This is a genomic window from Klebsiella sp. I138 (assembly GCF_051131765.1).
Taxonomy (GTDB): domain Bacteria; phylum Pseudomonadota; class Gammaproteobacteria; order Enterobacterales; family Enterobacteriaceae; genus Klebsiella.
The window spans coordinates 4507109-4522911 of the sequence record NZ_CP180447.1; the positions used below are offsets into that span (position 1 = coordinate 4507109).

At 55.9% G+C, this 15803-nt stretch carries 15 protein-coding genes; 13 read left to right on the top strand and 2 right to left on the bottom strand.

Features of this window, described 5'->3' with window-relative positions; all coding sequences use genetic code 11:
* The first annotated feature begins 24 nt into the window (after nucleotides 1–24).
* The 3 genes from ACMYSK_RS21005 (at nucleotide 25) to ACMYSK_RS21015 (ending at nucleotide 4041) form a co-directional block, all read left to right on the top strand.
* A complete protein-coding gene (locus ACMYSK_RS21005) occupies nucleotides 25–1290 on the top strand; it encodes a 4-aminobutyrate--2-oxoglutarate transaminase (protein ID WP_434638367.1) in 1266 nt (421 codons plus the stop codon).
* 145 nt (nucleotides 1291–1435) lie between these two features.
* A complete protein-coding gene (locus tag ACMYSK_RS21010; protein ID WP_434638368.1) occupies nucleotides 1436–2680 on the top strand; it encodes an aromatic amino acid transport family protein in 1245 nt (414 codons plus the stop codon).
* Between the two features lie 257 nt (nucleotides 2681–2937).
* Nucleotides 2938–4041: a branched-chain amino acid ABC transporter substrate-binding protein gene (locus ACMYSK_RS21015; protein WP_434638369.1), complete on the top strand. Its 1104-nt coding sequence runs from the start codon at nucleotides 2938–2940 to the stop codon at nucleotides 4039–4041.
* Nucleotides 4042–4248: 207 nt separating this feature from the next.
* Here the strand turns inward: ACMYSK_RS21015 and panM are convergent, their stop codons facing one another.
* Nucleotides 4249–4632: an aspartate 1-decarboxylase autocleavage activator PanM gene (gene panM / locus ACMYSK_RS21020; protein ID WP_434638370.1), complete on the bottom strand. Its 384-nt coding sequence runs from the start codon at nucleotides 4630–4632 to the stop codon at nucleotides 4249–4251.
* A 420-nt stretch (nucleotides 4633–5052) separates the two neighbouring features.
* Between panM and livK the strand changes: the two genes are divergently transcribed.
* The 10 genes from livK (at nucleotide 5053) to ugpQ (ending at nucleotide 15414) form a co-directional block, all read left to right on the top strand.
* Complete coding sequence (gene livK / locus ACMYSK_RS21025; RefSeq protein WP_434638371.1) at nucleotides 5053–6162, top strand: high-affinity branched-chain amino acid ABC transporter substrate-binding protein LivK; 1110 nt, start codon at nucleotides 5053–5055, stop codon at nucleotides 6160–6162.
* A gap of 53 nt (nucleotides 6163–6215) precedes the next feature.
* The gene (livH, locus tag ACMYSK_RS21030) at nucleotides 6216–7142 is read left to right on the top strand and encodes a high-affinity branched-chain amino acid ABC transporter permease LivH (protein WP_434638372.1); all 927 of its coding nucleotides are present in this window, start codon (nucleotides 6216–6218) and stop codon (nucleotides 7140–7142) included.
* Nucleotides 7139–8416: a branched chain amino acid ABC transporter permease LivM gene (livM, locus tag ACMYSK_RS21035; RefSeq protein WP_434638373.1), complete on the top strand. Its 1278-nt coding sequence runs from the start codon at nucleotides 7139–7141 to the stop codon at nucleotides 8414–8416. The genes livH and livM overlap by 4 nt, the downstream gene beginning before the upstream one ends.
* A complete protein-coding gene (gene livG / locus ACMYSK_RS21040) occupies nucleotides 8413–9180 on the top strand; it encodes a high-affinity branched-chain amino acid ABC transporter ATP-binding protein LivG (RefSeq protein ID WP_434638374.1) in 768 nt (255 codons plus the stop codon). The genes livM and livG overlap by 4 nt, the downstream gene beginning before the upstream one ends.
* Nucleotides 9181–9182: 2 nt before the next feature.
* Nucleotides 9183–9896 carry a high-affinity branched-chain amino acid ABC transporter ATP-binding protein LivF gene (gene livF / locus ACMYSK_RS21045; protein WP_086815724.1) on the top strand — a complete coding sequence of 238 codons (714 nt, stop codon included), beginning with the start codon at nucleotides 9183–9185 and terminating at the stop codon, nucleotides 9894–9896.
* Between the two features lie 287 nt (nucleotides 9897–10183).
* Nucleotides 10184–11500 (top strand): sn-glycerol-3-phosphate ABC transporter substrate-binding protein UgpB, encoded by a 1317-nt coding sequence (gene ugpB, locus ACMYSK_RS21050; RefSeq protein WP_434638375.1) that lies wholly within the window; start codon nucleotides 10184–10186, stop codon nucleotides 11498–11500.
* Nucleotides 11501–11607: 107 nt separating this feature from the next.
* Nucleotides 11608–12495: a sn-glycerol-3-phosphate ABC transporter permease UgpA gene (gene ugpA / locus ACMYSK_RS21055; protein ID WP_434638376.1), complete on the top strand. Its 888-nt coding sequence runs from the start codon at nucleotides 11608–11610 to the stop codon at nucleotides 12493–12495.
* Nucleotides 12492–13337 (top strand): sn-glycerol-3-phosphate ABC transporter permease UgpE, encoded by an 846-nt coding sequence (gene ugpE, locus ACMYSK_RS21060; protein ID WP_434638377.1) that lies wholly within the window; start codon nucleotides 12492–12494, stop codon nucleotides 13335–13337. The genes ugpA and ugpE overlap by 4 nt, the downstream gene beginning before the upstream one ends.
* Nucleotides 13338–13606: 269 nt before the next feature.
* Nucleotides 13607–14677 carry a sn-glycerol-3-phosphate import ATP-binding protein UgpC gene (locus ACMYSK_RS21065; RefSeq protein WP_434638378.1) on the top strand — a complete coding sequence of 357 codons (1071 nt, stop codon included), beginning with the start codon at nucleotides 13607–13609 and terminating at the stop codon, nucleotides 14675–14677.
* Nucleotides 14674–15414 (top strand): glycerophosphodiester phosphodiesterase, encoded by a 741-nt coding sequence (ugpQ, locus tag ACMYSK_RS21070; protein ID WP_434638379.1) that lies wholly within the window; start codon nucleotides 14674–14676, stop codon nucleotides 15412–15414. The genes ACMYSK_RS21065 and ugpQ overlap by 4 nt, the downstream gene beginning before the upstream one ends.
* A gap of 18 nt (nucleotides 15415–15432) precedes the next feature.
* Here ugpQ and ACMYSK_RS21075 read toward each other — a convergent pair whose 3' ends face one another.
* Nucleotides 15433–15756, bottom strand: a complete 324-nt coding sequence (locus tag ACMYSK_RS21075) for a DUF2756 family protein (RefSeq protein ID WP_434638380.1) — start codon at nucleotides 15754–15756, stop codon at nucleotides 15433–15435.
* Nucleotides 15757–15803: the final 47 nt, after the last annotated feature.

Here is a 15803-nt window from a genome sequence, read left to right on the forward strand (position 1 = left end):
ACATACATGACAGGAGATTCGAGGGTGAAAAGTTCAGAACTGAATCAACGTCGCCAGCAGGCGACGCCGCGCGGCGTAGGCGTAATGTGTAATTACTTTGTTGAGAAGGCGGAGAATGCCACGCTGTGGGATGTGGAAGGCAACGAGGTGATTGATTTTGCTGCGGGAATTGCCGTGCTCAATACCGGCCATCGCCACCCGAAAATCGTGGCCGCCGTCGCGAAGCAGCTGGAAGCCTTTACCCATACGGCGTATCAGATTGTCCCTTACGAAAGCTATGTTTCGCTGGCGGAGCGCATTAACGAGCTGGCGCCGGTAGATGGCCCGGCTAAAACGGCATTCTTCACCACCGGCGCGGAAGCCGTAGAAAACGCGGTGAAGATTGCCCGCGCCTATACCGGCCGCCCGGGGCTGATTACCTTCGGTGGCGGTTTCCACGGTCGTACCTTTATGACCATGGCGCTGACCGGTAAGGTTGCACCGTACAAAATCGGTTTCGGTCCCTTCCCGGGGTCGGTGTATCACGGGGTCTACCCGAATGCCGCCCACGGTATTACCACCGATGAGGCCATGAAAAGCCTGGAGCGCATCTTTAAAGCCGATATCGCGCCGGATCAGGTGGCGGCCATTATCCTTGAGCCGATTCAGGGGGAAGGCGGTTTTAACGTTGCTCCCGCTGAGTTTATGCAGGCGCTACGTGCGCTGTGCGATACCCACGGCATTCTGCTGATTGCAGATGAAGTGCAAACAGGCTTTGCACGCACCGGCAAGCTGTTTGCGATGCAGCATTACGATGTGAAACCGGACCTGATGACCATGGCGAAAAGCCTTGCCGGCGGTTTCCCGCTGTCCGGGGTGGTGGGCCGTGCCGAGGTGATGGATGCACCGGCGCCGGGCGGGCTGGGTGGCACCTATGCCGGTAACCCGCTGGCAGTGGCGGCGGCTCATGCGGTTCTTGATGTCATTGACGAAGAGCAGCTTTGCCAGCGTGCGGAACAGCTTGGCAGCCACCTGAAAGAGGTGTTGAACCAGGCCCGCGAATATTGCCCGGCGATTTATGATGTGCGTGGGCAGGGGTCGATGGTTGCCGTGGAGTTTGTCGATCCGCAGACCGGTGAGCCGTCACCGGAGTTCACCCGTCAAATCCAGCAAAAGGCACAGGAAAATGGTCTGCTGCTGTTGAGCTGTGGCGTCTATGGCAACGTGATCCGTTTCCTGTACCCGCTCACCATTCCCGATGCGCAGTTTACCAGGGCGCTGGATATTCTGGCCCGCATCCTGAAGGGATGATGTGCCCGACTCCTGTGCGGCGGCAGGGAAGCCAGATAAAACAGGATGCCGCACAGGCGTTTTCATACTCAGCGTGAGTGGTTTATCACCCTGATATCACCTTTTTTCCGGCGGCGCGTGTCGCCGGAATAAAACGGAAAATATTATGTCTGAAAATTCCACCTTTTCCTCGGTTCTGACGAGCCGGGAGCGTACCGCTGTACCTGCAAAATCCCTGAGCTTCGTTGAAGGGGTGTCGATGATCGTCGGCACCAATATCGGTGCCGGGGTGTTATCTATCGCCTATGCATCCAGCAAGGCCGGCTTTTTACCGCTGCTGTTCTGGCTGGTTGTGGTCGGCAGCCTGACGACGATCACCATGCTGTATGTCGCAGAATCGACCCTGCGCACCCGCAAACACTTACAGCTGAGCGGCCTGTCGCGCCGCTATGTCGGGCGCTTCGGGGCATTAATGATGTTCCTGTCCGTTTGCGTAAACAGCGTTGGTGCGCTGACGGCCTATATGACCGGCAGCGGCAAGCTGCTGCATTCGCTGTTTGGTCTTTCCCCGGCACTGGGCAGCGTGCTGTTTTTTATCCCGGCAGCGGGCGTGCTTTACCTCGGGCTGAAGGCTATTGGGCGTGGTGAAAAATTCATTAGTATCGGCATGGTGGTGATGATCGCTGTGCTCGTGGCCGCGACGCTGCTCAAAGATACAACCCAGGTCAGCTATCTGCTCGACGGCAACTGGCTGTATATGGTGCCGGTGTTCAACGTTGTCGCATTCTGCTTCTCGGCGCAGTATATCGTGCCGGAAATGGCCCGTGGGTTTGCAGATAAGCCGGAGAAATTGCCGAAAGCGATTATGGTGGGGATGGGATTGACCTTCTGCCTGCTGGCGCTGGTCCCGCTATCTGTTATCTCCCTGAACGGGCTGGATAATATTTCCGATGTGGCGACGATTTCGTGGGGCAGGGCGCTCGGTGAGTGGGCCTTTTTCTCCGCCAATCTGTTTGCCCTGTGTGCGATGTTGACCTCGTACTGGGGACTGGGGGGAAGCTTCCTGACCAATATTTTCGATCAGTTCCGTCTGGGTAACGACGAGCAGCCGCTCAAGCGCTTGATGGTGCTGTTTATCGTGGCAATCCCGCCATTTATTCTGGCTTACAGCGGCATGGTGTCGTTTGTAAATGCGCTCTATTTTGCCGGCGTCTTTAGCGGCGTAATTTTATCGATTATGCCGATTCTGATGCTCAAAGGTGCCCGGCAGCGCGGCGATATCACGCCCGGCTGGACTTGTCCGGCGCTGATAACCCATCCGCTTATCCAGACCTTCATTGTGTTGCTTTACCTTTGTAGCGCCGTTTACGCGATAGCTTCCGCATTGGGCTACCTGCCCGCCGGTTGGTAATTTGGCCTCTGACTCCACCGCGTCCGGTTCATCCTGGCGCGGTTTTTTATTTGTCACTTATCTGTTACATAACCCTCAATTTTGTCATTTCAAATTCTCCTGAATGGCGGTATGTTTAGCATAGTGTGCTGAAAAAGCGCAGTCGGCAGACCTTAAAGTAGATGTAATATGCTTTTTTTATGTCTCTAACTAGAATAATGCGCTAACAAACAACATCACAACAAATGCAAAAAACCATAATAATGGGGAGCCTCAGGATGAACATGAAGGGTAAAGCGTTACTGGCAGGATGTATCGCCTTGATTATGAGCAATGCCGCGCTTGCTGAAGACATCAAAATTGCCGTGGTAGGCGCGATGTCCGGCCCGGTGGCACAGTACGGTGACCAGGAGTTTACCGGTGCTGAGCAGGCGGTTGCCGATATTAACGCTAAGGGTGGGATCAAAGGCAATAAGCTGCAGATCGTTAAATATGATGATGCCTGCGACCCGAAACAGGCGGTGGCCGTTGCCAACAAAGTGGTTAACGATGGCATCAAGTATGTTATTGGCCATTTGTGCTCGTCCTCTACCCAGCCGGCGTCTGATATCTATGAAGACGAAGGCATTTTGATGATCACCCCGGCCGCCACGGCGCCGGAGTTGACCGCTCGTGGTTATAAAATGATTCTGCGTACCACTGGCCTGGATTCCGATCAGGGCCCGACGGCGGCAAAATATATCATCGAGAAGGTGAAGCCTAAGCGCATCGCTATCGTGCATGACAAGCAGCAATATGGCGAAGGCCTGGCGCGTGCGGTGCAGGATGGCCTGAAGAAGGGCGGCGCTAACGTGGTGTTCTTCGACGGGATCACCGCCGGTGAGAAAGATTTCTCCACCCTGGTGGCGCGTCTGAAGAAAGAAAATATCGACTTCGTCTATTACGGCGGCTATCACCCGGAAATGGGGCAAATTCTGCGTCAGTCCCGCGCGGCAGGCCTGAAAACGCAGTTTATGGGGCCGGAGGGCGTCGCCAACGTCTCCCTGTCTAACATTGCCGGTCAGTCTGCGGAAGGGATGCTGGTAACGAAGCCGAAGAACTACGATCAGCTTCCTGCGAACAAACCCATTGTTGACGCGATTAAAGCGAAGAAACAGGACCCGAGCGGCGCATTCGTCTGGACAACCTACGCGGCAATCCAGTCGCTGCAGGCTGGCCTGAATCAATCCGAAGACCCGGCGGCTATCGCGAAATACCTGAAGGCCAACTCAGTGGAGACCGTCATGGGGCCGCTGTCCTGGGATCAGAAAGGCGACCTGAAAGGCTTCGAATTCGGCGTGTTTACCTGGCATGCTGATGGCTCGGCAACCGACGCCAAATAATTTAACCGTCGCCTTTCACGCTACAGGTGCGTTGGCAGCGCCCCTCAACCCCGGTCACTTACTGATGTAAGCTCCCGGGGATTTCGACGCAGCCGCCTGCCTGTAGCATGAAATCCTCGGTTAAATAAGCTGGCTGTCTTTCACGCTACAGAGTTAAATAAATTGTCATCCCGGATAAGGCGCGAAGCGCCGCCATCCGGGATGTTCTTAACGTTTTTCCCAGCCGTCCTGCTGTGCGCTAAAGCCCAGCGCCTGCATAAATGCCGACATTACCGACTTGTCTTCTACGCCAGCTGCATTGACCCGCCAGCGGCCGATCTCCGGGTTATCTTGCAGGATCTCTTCCACCAAATACTGCCCGACGCCGCGCCGACGGGTGACTTCACGTACGCAGAGCGCGCTGAGTTCGCCTTCACTGCCGTGTAGCGTGACGCGCACGGCGGCCAGCAGGCGTTCGTTAAAGCGGGCGGCGTAAATCCGGTGACGATCGTCCAGCGGGATCCCGTCGATATCCTGCGACGGCCAGATTTTCCCTAAGTCGATGCGATCCTGATCGCTGAAAAGCGGTAATCGAATAATGGTCAGTTTCATGCGCGACAAGTCCAGTCAAAACGGATGGGGCAGTGTACCCAAATTTGCTGTTGGACGGGGCGCTGTTTTTTATCCATTCATCAGGGGATTCGTTCTTCTGGCAGGTTCAGAGTAGCGCAATCCGTCATGGATCGAAAAATAAGCAGAATTTTAACCTAATGTGCAGCGTTTTATTCCGCCTTATGTATCGTTATTTTATGCTGGAAACTGGACTTTTTTTGTTTATCTTCGCTTGAATACAGAATATTATCTTTGCTTAATCGCCTGAAATATAGAGAATTTAATCTGAATTCAGGTAAAAACCGCGCTAAACCATTAAAGATCATGGTAAAAGTAGCGTTGTTTAATAAAAGCACAGAATGCTTTTTAACCATAAAAATACAAAATATTTACACCACATCACGAACGGGGTTCTGAAGCATGAAAACGAACGCAAAAACCATTATTGCGGGATTCGTTGCACTGACGATGTCGCACGCGGTCATGGCTAAGGATATTAAAGTCGCCGTTGTCGGCGCGATGTCCGGCCCGGTAGCTCAGTGGGGCGATATGGAGTTCAACGGCGCACGACAGGCTATTAAAGATATTAATGCGCAGGGTGGAATTAAGGGCGATAAGCTGGTGGGCGTTGAGTTTGATGATGCCTGTGACCCGAAACAGGCCGTGGCGGTCGCGAACAAAATCGTCAATGAAGGCATCAAGTACGTCATCGGTCACCTGTGCTCGTCTTCAACCCAGCCGGCATCCGATATCTATGAAGATGAAGGTATTCTGATGATCTCTCCGGGCGCCACGAACCCGGAACTGACCCAGCGCGGCTATCAGTACATTATGCGCACCGCCGGTCTGGACTCCTCTCAGGGGCCTACCGCCGCCAAATACATCCTGGAAAAAGTGAAACCGCAGCGTATCGCTATCATCCATGACAAACAACAATACGGCGAAGGCCTGGCCCGCTCCGTGCAGGACAGCCTGAAGAAAGGTAATGCGAATATTGTCTTCTTTGATGGCATCACCGCCGGTGAGAAAGATTTCTCCGCGCTGCTGGCACGCCTGCAGAAAGAAAATATCGACTTCGTTTATTACGGCGGCTACTACCCTGAAATGGGGCAGATGCTGCGTCAGGCTCGCTCCGTGGGACTGAAAACCGTGTTTATGGGGCCTGAAGGTGTTGGCAACGCATCGCTGTCAAATATTGCCGGTGCGGCGGCGGAAGGCATGCTGGTGACAATGCCGAAACGCTATGACCAGGATCCGACAAACAGCGCTATCGTTGAGGCGCTGAAAGCAGAGAAAAAAGATCCGAGCGGTCCGTATGTCTGGATTACCTACGCTGCCGTGCAGTCGTTAGCGCAGGCGATGGACAGAAGCAGCAGTCAGGAACCGCTGGACTTAATCAAAGATCTGAAAGCTCACGGGGCAAAAACCGTGATTGGGCCGCTGAATTGGGACGAAAAAGGCGATTTGAAGGGATTTGAGTTTGGTGTCTTCCAGTGGCATGCGGATGGATCATCCTCTGTCGCCAAATAAGATGCGTTATCCCACCGCCCGTGTGAAACGGGCGGCATGAAAAAGGTTACCTTATGTCCGAGCAGTTTCTCTACTTTCTGCAGCAGATGTTTAACGGCGTCACGCTGGGCAGTACCTATGCACTGATCGCCATCGGTTATACGATGGTGTACGGCATTATCGGTATGATTAACTTCGCCCATGGCGAGGTCTATATGATTGGCAGCTACGTCTCCTTCATGATCATCGCCGCCCTCATGATGATGGGGATTGATACCAGCTGGCTGCTGGTGGCCGCCGGGTTTATTGGCGCGATTATTATCGCCAGCGCCTACGGCTGGAGTATTGAACGCGTGGCCTACCGGCCGGTGCGTAGCTCCAAGCGCCTGATTGCACTGATCTCCGCCATCGGGATGTCCATCTTCCTGCAAAACTACGTCAGCCTGACGGAAGGCTCGCGCGATGTCGCGCTGCCGAGCCTGTTTAACGGTCAGTGGATTATCGGCAGCAGCGAAAACTTCGCCGCGACCGTCACCACGATGCAGCTGGTGATTTGGATCGTGACCTTTGTTGCGATGCTCGCGCTGACGCTGTTTATCCGCTATTCACGTATGGGCCGCGCCTGCCGCGCCTGTGCAGAAGACCTCAAAATGGCGAGCCTGCTGGGCATTAATACCGACCGGGTGATTGCCCTGACGTTTGTGATCGGCGCGGCAATGGCGGCGGTCGCGGGTGTACTGCTGGGCCAGTTCTACGGCGTTATCAACCCGTATATCGGCTTTATGGCCGGGATGAAAGCTTTCACCGCAGCGGTACTGGGCGGCATCGGCAGTATCCCTGGGGCGATGATCGGTGGCCTGATCCTCGGCATCGCTGAAGCGCTCTCTTCTGCCTATCTCAGCACGGAATATAAAGACGTCGTCTCCTTTGCTCTGCTGATTCTGGTGCTGCTGGTCATGCCTACCGGTATTCTGGGCCGCCCGGAGGTAGAGAAAGTATGAAACCGATGCATATTGCGATGTCGCTGCTGTCTGCGGCGATGTTCTTTGTCCTGGCCGGCGTATTTATGGGCGTGCAGCTGGAGCTGGATGGCACCAAACTGGTCGTGGATACCGCCGCCGATATTCGCTGGCAGTGGATCTTCATTGGCACCGCGGTGGTCTTCTTCTTCCAGCTGATGCGTCCGCTGTTCCAGAAAACGCTGAAAAACGTCTCCGGGCCGAAGTTTGTGATGCCGGCCATCGACGGCTCGACGGTTAAGCAAAAGCTGTTCCTGATAGCGCTGCTGGTCATCGCCGTGGCGTGGCCGTTTATGGTGTCGCGTGGGACGGTGGATATCGCCACGCTGACCATGATTTATATCATTCTGGGTCTTGGTCTTAACGTCGTCGTGGGGCTGTCAGGCCTGCTGGTGCTGGGCTACGGTGGCTTCTACGCCATCGGCGCTTACACCTTTGCGCTGCTGAACCACTATTACGGCCTCGGCTTCTGGACCTGTCTGCCGCTGGCGGGGTTGGTGTCTGCGGCGGCGGGCTTCCTGCTTGGTTTCCCGGTGCTACGTCTGCGCGGCGACTATCTGGCGATCGTCACCCTCGGTTTCGGCGAGATCGTCCGTATTCTGCTGCTCAATAACACCGAAGTTACCGGCGGCCCGAACGGCATCAGCCAGATTCCTAAGCCAACGCTGTTTGGCCTTGAGTTTAGCCGCAGCGCTCGCGAAGGCGGCTGGGATACCTTCAGTAATTTCTTCGGTCTGAAGTATGACCCAAGCGATCGGGTTATTTTCCTCTATCTGGTGGCGCTGCTGCTGGTTGTGCTGTCGCTGTTTGTGATCAATCGCCTGCTGCGTATGCCGCTGGGCCGCGCGTGGGAAGCGCTGCGTGAAGACGAAATTGCCTGCCGTTCGCTGGGCCTGAGCCCAACGCGCATTAAGCTGACCGCCTTTACCATCAGCGCCGCATTTGCCGGTTTTGCCGGTACGCTCTTTGCCGCGCGCCAGGGCTTTGTCAGCCCGGAGTCCTTCACCTTTGCCGAGTCGGCTTTCGTGCTGGCGATTGTGGTGCTGGGCGGGATGGGGTCGCAGTTTGCGGTCATTCTCGCCGCGGTGCTGCTGGTGGTATCCCGCGAGCTGATGCGTGATTTCAACGAATACAGCATGCTGATGCTGGGTGGTTTGATGGTGCTGATGATGATCTGGCGTCCGCAGGGTCTGCTGCCGATGACGCGTCCGCAGCTGAAGCTGAAAAAAGGTCAGGCGAAAGGAGAGCAGGCATGAGTCAGCCATTATTATCCGTCGACGGTCTGATGATGCGCTTCGGTGGCCTGCTGGCGGTCAACAACGTGTCTCTGGAGCTGCGCCCGCAGGAGATCGTGTCGCTGATAGGTCCTAACGGGGCCGGGAAAACCACGGTCTTCAACTGTCTGACCGGCTTTTATAAGCCCACTGGCGGTACCATTAAGCTGCGCGAGCAGCATCTTGAAGGGCTACCGGGACAGCAGATCGCCCGAATGGGCGTCGTGCGGACGTTCCAGCACGTGCGACTGTTTCGCGAAATGACGGTTATTGAAAACCTGCTGGTTGCACAGCATCAGCAGCTGAAAACCGGGGTTTTCTCCGGGCTGCTGAAAACGCCGTCCTTCCGCCGTGCGCAGAGCGAAGCGCTGGATCGTGCCGCCACCTGGCTGGAGCGTATTGGCCTGCTGGAGCACGCTAACCGCCAGGCCAGTAACCTGGCCTATGGCGACCAGCGGCGTCTGGAAATTGCTCGCTGCATGGTGACCCAGCCGGAAATTCTGATGCTGGATGAGCCCGCCGCGGGCCTCAACCCGAAAGAGACGAAAGAGCTGGACGAGCTGATCGCCGAGCTGCGCAGTCATCACAACACGACCATCCTGTTGATTGAGCACGATATGAAGCTGGTGATGGGCATTTCAGACCGTATTTATGTGGTAAACCAGGGCACACCGTTGGCTAACGGTACGCCGGAAGAGATCCGCAACAACCCGGACGTGATCCGCGCATACCTTGGTGAGGCATAAGCATGGAAAAAGTGATGTTATCTTTTGACAACGTCAGCGCCCACTACGGCAAGATTCAGGCGCTGCATAACGTCAGCCTGCATATTAATCAGGGGGAGATTGTTACCCTGATTGGTGCCAACGGCGCGGGGAAAACGACGCTGCTTGGCACCCTGTGCGGCGACCCGCGGGCTTCCAGCGGGAAAGTGGTCTTTGATGGTAAAGATATTACCGACTGGCAAACGGCGAAAATCATGCGTGAAGCGGTGGCGATTGTCCCGGAAGGGCGTCGGGTTTTCTCGCGCATGACGGTTGAAGAGAACCTGGCGATGGGCGGTTTTTTTGCCGATCGTGACCAGTTCCAGAGCCGGATTAAGTGGGTCTACGAGCTGTTCCCGCGCCTGCTTGAACGTCGAATTCAGCGTGCGGGCACCATGTCCGGCGGCGAGCAGCAGATGCTGGCGATTGGCCGTGCGCTGATGAGCCAGCCGCGCCTGCTGCTGCTGGACGAGCCTTCGCTGGGTCTGGCACCGATCATCATCCAGCAGATCTTCAACACCATCGAACAGCTGCGTGAGCAGGGGATGACCATCTTCCTTGTCGAGCAGAACGCCAACCAGGCGCTGAAGCTGGCCGACCGTGGCTATGTGCTGGAAAACGGCCACGTCGTGCTGGAAGACACCGGTGATGCGCTACTGGCTAACGAGGCCGTGCGTAGCGCCTATCTGGGCGGCTAAGCCGGCATGTTTCCCCGGCGGCGCTGTGCCTGACCGGGGGACAAACTGCACTCATCGCCCGGGCGAGGCGCTTGCGCCGACCCCGGGGAACCGCATTATTGCCCATACGTGTCTCAGCTCCCACTTTCCTGTCTCCAATCCTTCATCGTCTTGCCATCTCTCTGACGCGTTACTATCTTTTTTTTGTAATAAAAAAGTTATTTTTCTGTAATTCGAGCATGTCATGTTACCCCCGCGAACATAAAACGCGTGAAATCGCGCATCTGGAACAACAAGAGAGATAACCGATGATATCGTTACGACATACAGCTTTAGGACTGGCGCTCAGCCTGGCATGTGCTGGTCAGGCGCTGGCAGTGACCAATATTCCGTTCTGGCATTCAATGGAAGGGGAATTGGGGAAAGAAGTTGATTCTCTGGCGCAACGTTTCAACGCGGCCAATCCGGATTACAAAATTACGCCAGTGTACAAAGGTAACTATGAACAGAGCCTGAGTGCCGGTATTGCTGCATTCCGTACCGGTAATGCACCGGCGATTCTTCAGGTTTATGAAGTCGGTACCGCGACAATGATGGCTTCTAAAGCCATTAAGCCGGTTTACCAGGTGTTCACCGATGCGGGCATTAAGTTTGATGAATCGCAGTTTGTCCCGACCGTTTCCGGCTACTACACCGATTCCAAAAGCGGCCATCTGCTCTCCCAGCCGTTTAACAGCTCCACGCCGGTGCTGTACTACAACAAAGACGCCTTCAAAAAAGCCGGTTTAGATCCGGAGCAGCCGCCGAAAACCTGGCAAGAGCTGGCAGCCTATACCGATAAGCTGAAAGCCGCCGGGATGAAATGCGGCTACGCCAGCGGCTGGCAGGGCTGGATTCAGATTGAAAACTTCAGCGCCTGGCATGGCCTGCCGGTGGCGACTAAGAACAACGGCTTTGACGGTACCGATGCCGTGCTTGAGTTCAACAAGCCCGAGCAGGTTAAGCATATCGCGATGCTGGAAGCGATGAACAAGAAGGGCGATTTCAGCTACTTCGGACGTAAAGACGAGTCTACCGAGAAGTTCTATAACGGTGACTGCGCGATTACCACCGCCTCTTCCGGCTCACTGGCCGATATTCGCCAGTACGCTAAATTCAACTATGGCGTAGGGATGATGCCGTACGACGCCGACGTGAAGGGTGCGCCGCAGAACGCCATTATCGGCGGGGCCAGCCTGTGGGTTATGCAGGGTAAAGATAAAGAAACCTACACCGGCGTGGCGAAATTCCTCGAATTCCTCGCTAAACCGGAAATCGCCGCAGAGTGGCACCAGAAAACGGGCTACCTGCCAATTACCACCGCCGCTTATGACCTGACCCGCCAGCAGGGCTTCTACGATAAGAACCCGGGCGCGGATATCGCCACCCGTCAGATGTTGAACAAGCCGCCGTTGCCGTTCACCAAAGGCCTGCGTCTGGGCAATATGCCGCAGATCCGCACCATTGTGGATGAGGAGCTGGAAAGCGTGTGGACCGGTAAGAAAACGCCACAGCAGGCGCTGGATTCAGCGGTTGAACGTGGTAACCAACTGCTGCGCCGCTTCGAACAATCAACGAAATCGTAATAGTTGACATGCCCGGTGGCGCTTCGCTTACCGGGCCTACGATGTGCCATATGTAGGCCGGGTAGGGCGAAGGCACCACCCGGCTATTTCTGGAAAAGAGTCCATTTATGTCATCATCCCGTCCGGTATTCCGCTCGCGCTGGCTGCCCTATGTGCTGGTCGCGCCGCAGCTGATTATCACGATTATTTTCTTTATCTGGCCTGCGGGTGAAGCGCTGTGGTATTCGCTGCAAAGCGTTGATCCTTTTGGCTTATCAAGCCAGTTCGTTGGCCTGGATAACTTCGTGACGCTGTTCCACGACCCCTACTATCTGGACTCGTTCTGGACCACCATTAAGTTCAGTAGCCTGGTCACCTTCAGCGGACTGATTATTTCGCTGTTTTTTGCGGCGCTGGTGGATTATGTCGTGCGCGGCAGTCGCTTGTATCAAACTCTGATGCTGCTGCCCTATGCCGTGGCGCCCGCGGTGGCGGCGGTATTGTGGATTTTCCTCTTTAACCCAGGGCGCGGGTTGATAACCCACTTCCTCGGCGAGATGGGCTACGACTGGAACCATGCGCAGAACAGCGGTCAGGCAATGTTCCTGGTGGTTTTTGCCTCGGTATGGAAACAGATTAGCTATAACTTCTTGTTTTTCTTTGCTGCATTGCAGTCGATCCCGCGATCGCTGGTCGAGGCTGCCGCCATTGACGGTGCCGGGCCGATTCGCCGCTTCTTTAAACTGGCGCTGCCGCTGATTGCGCCGGTTAGCTTCTTCCTGCTGGTGGTTAACCTGGTTTACGCCTTTTTCGATACCTTCCCGGTCATCGATGCTGCCACCGCCGGTGGGCCGGTCCAGGCGACCACGACATTGATTTATAAGATCTATCGTGAAGGTTTCGCCGGGCTGGACCTGTCGGCGTCCGCCGCTCAGTCGGTGGTGCTGATGTTCCTGGTCATTGTGCTGACGGTCGTTCAGTTCCGCTACGTTGAAAGTAAGGTGCGCTACCAATGATTGAGAACCGTCGCGGGCTGACGATTTTCAGCCACACCATGCTGATTGCAGGGATCGCCGTCATCCTGTTCCCGCTGTATGTCGCCTTTGTTGCTGCGACGCTGGATAACAAAGCCGTCTTTGAGACGCCGATGACGCTGATTCCCGGCGGGCATCTGCTGGAAAATATGGCCACTATATGGACTCAGGGCGTTGGTGCGAACAGCGCGCCGTTCTGGCTGATGATGCTGAACAGCTTCATCATGGCATTCGGCATTACGGTGGGGAAAATTGTAGTCTCAATGCTCTCCGCGTTCGCCATTGTCTGGTTCCGTTTCCCAATGCGTAACCTGTTCTTCTGGATGATTTTTATCACCCTGATGCTGCCGGTTGAAGTGCGTATCTTTCCCACGGTGGAAGTTATCGCCAATCTGAAAATGCTCGACAGCTACGCCGGGCTGACGCTGCCGCTGATGGCCTCGGCGACCGCCACCTTCTTGTTCCGCCAGTTCTTTATGACGCTGCCGGATGAGCTGATTGAAGCGGCGCGCATCGATGGTGCTTCCCCGATGCGCTTTTTCCGCGACATCGTGCTGCCGCTGTCGAAAACCAATCTTGCGGCGTTGTTTGTTATCACCTTTATCTACGGCTGGAATCAGTATCTGTGGCCGCTGCTGATTATTCAGGACGTGAATCTTGGCACCGCGGTGGCGGGTATTAAAGGCATGATCGCCACCGGCGAAGGCACCACCCAGTGGAACCAGGTGATGGCGGCGATGCTCCTGACGCTGATTCCCCCGGTTGTTATCGTTTTAGCCATGCAGCGCGCGTTTGTGCGTGGTTTAGTGGACAGTGAGAAGTAGGTTGTATCCCTTGATTGTTCGTGGAGGCGATGCTGAGTCGACACCGCGTAATCAAGGCGGAGGATGATGGACATAGTGGGCCTGTGTCCAAATCCGACAACGCAGAGTGCGCGGTTTCGGCACGCGTCCCGAAGGGCTGGGGCCATGTTTGCCCGGTTCCGTGTTACTCGCGTCTTATTTGGGCCCACCAAACTGCGACGCTTGCGCCTTGCCCCGAGCAAATATAGCCGCCAGCGACGTTCAAGAATAATTAAGGGATACAACCTTTTATGGCTGGTTTAACACTACAGGCAGTAACCAAAAGCTGGGATGGCAAAACCCAGGTGATCCAGCCGCTGACGCTGGACGTCGCGGACGGAGAGTTTATCGTCATGGTCGGGCCGTCAGGCTGTGGGAAATCAACCCTGCTGCGCATGGTGGCAGGTCTTGAGCGCGTGAGCAGCGGCGATATCTGGATTAACCGCCAGCGCGTCACCGAAATGGAACCAAAGGATCGCGGTATCGCGATGGTATTTCAGAACTACGCCCTCTATCCGCACATGAGCGTGGAAGAGAATATGGCCTGGGGTCTAAAAATTCGTGGTATGGGCAAAAGCCTGATCGCCGAGCGGGTGCAGGAAGCGGCGCGTATTCTGGAGCTGGATGGTCTGCTCAAGCGCCGCCCGCGCGAACTCTCGGGCGGCCAGCGCCAGCGAGTGGCAATGGGCCGCGCTATCGTGCGTGACCCGGCGGTGTTCCTGTTTGATGAACCGCTGTCGAACCTTGATGCTAAGCTGCGCGTCCAGATGCGTCTCGAACTCCAGCAGCTGCACCGTCGCCTGAAAACCACCTCGCTGTACGTCACGCATGACCAGGTGGAGGCGATGACCCTTGCCCAGCGGGTCATGGTGATGAATAAAGGCATTGCCGAGCAGATTGGCACCCCCGTCGAGGTGTACGAAAAACCGGCCAGCCGCTTTGTGGCCAGCTTTATCGGCAGTCCGGCAATGAACCTGCTGGACGGGCGCATCAGCGAAGATGGCCACCGTTTTGAACTGGATGGCGGCCTGCGTTTGCCGATGAATGGCGAGCATCGCCGCTATGCCGGGCGTAAGATGACGCTAGGTATCCGCCCGGAGCATTTTGCATTAAGCTCCCAGGCGGAAGGTGGCGTACCGCTGGTGATGGATACGCTGGAAATTTTAGGTGCCGATAACCTTGCCCACGGTCGCTGGGGCGAGCAAAAGCTGGTGGTCAGGTTGCCGCATCAGCAGCGCCCGACAGCGGGCAGCACGCTGTGGCTGCATCTGCCCGAGGATCATCTGCACCTCTTTGATGGTGAAACAGGACAACGCGCATGAGTCACTGGCCTTATCCCCACATCGTCGCCCATCGCGGTGGCGGCAAACTGGCGCCGGAAAATACCCTGGCGGCCATCGACGTGGGCGCCCGTTTTGGGCATACGATGATCGAATTTGACGCCAAGCTGTCGAAAGACGGACAGATTTTTTTGCTGCACGATGACAACCTTGAGCGTACCAGCAACGGCTGGGGTGTTGCCGGTGAACTGGCCTGGAGCGATTTGCTGAAAGCCGATGCCGGGAGCTGGTATAGCCATGAATTTAAAGGCGAGCCGCTGCCATTGTTGGCGGAAGTTGCCGAACGCTGTCGTCAGCACGGCATGATGGCGAATATTGAGATTAAGCCAACTACCGGTACCGGCCCGCTCACCGGGAAAGCGGTGGCGTTGGCGGCCCGTGAGCTGTGGCAGGGTATGACGCCGCCGCTGCTCTCATCGTTTGAAATTGATGCGCTGGAAGCGGCGCAGCTGGCAGTGCCAGAGCTGCCGCGCGGACTGCTGCTGGATGAGTGGCGTGAGGACTGGCGCGAGCTGACCTCGCGGCTGGGTTGTGTGTCGATCCACCTCAATCATAAGCTGCTGGATGCGGCGCGAGTGGCAAGCCTGAAGGCCGCAGGCCTGCACATTCTCGTGTATACCGTTAACAAACCCCAGCGAGCGGCTGAGCTGTTGAGCTGGGGTGTGGACTGCATTTGTACCGATGCCATTGACGTCATCGGTCCTCACTTCCAGGCCTGATCGGGCGGCAGGCGGCCGTTATGGCGTCGTCTGCCGTTGCAACATCCCTCCGTTGGTATTCGGTAACATCTGCTGTGATGAGTTCAAATTACCGCTCTGGGTGACCCGCTGCTGGTTGTTGTTGAGCTGCGTCTGAAGATGCTGCTGCTGGGCGCGCGTCTGGCTTTGCATATCCTGCTTCAGCATGCTTTGATGCTGCTGCTGTTGGACCTGCATCTGATTTTGCATCCGCTGCTGGCTAGGGATGACGTACCCCGGCTGGTTGGGATTATTGGTCGTGTTGAGTGGCTGTGCCAGGACGCTTAATGGCATCAGCGCCGCCAGAAATAATAGTGCTTTCATTGTTCTCTCCTCCCGTGTGGGATCGTTTAAGTGTACCTCCTTTCCAG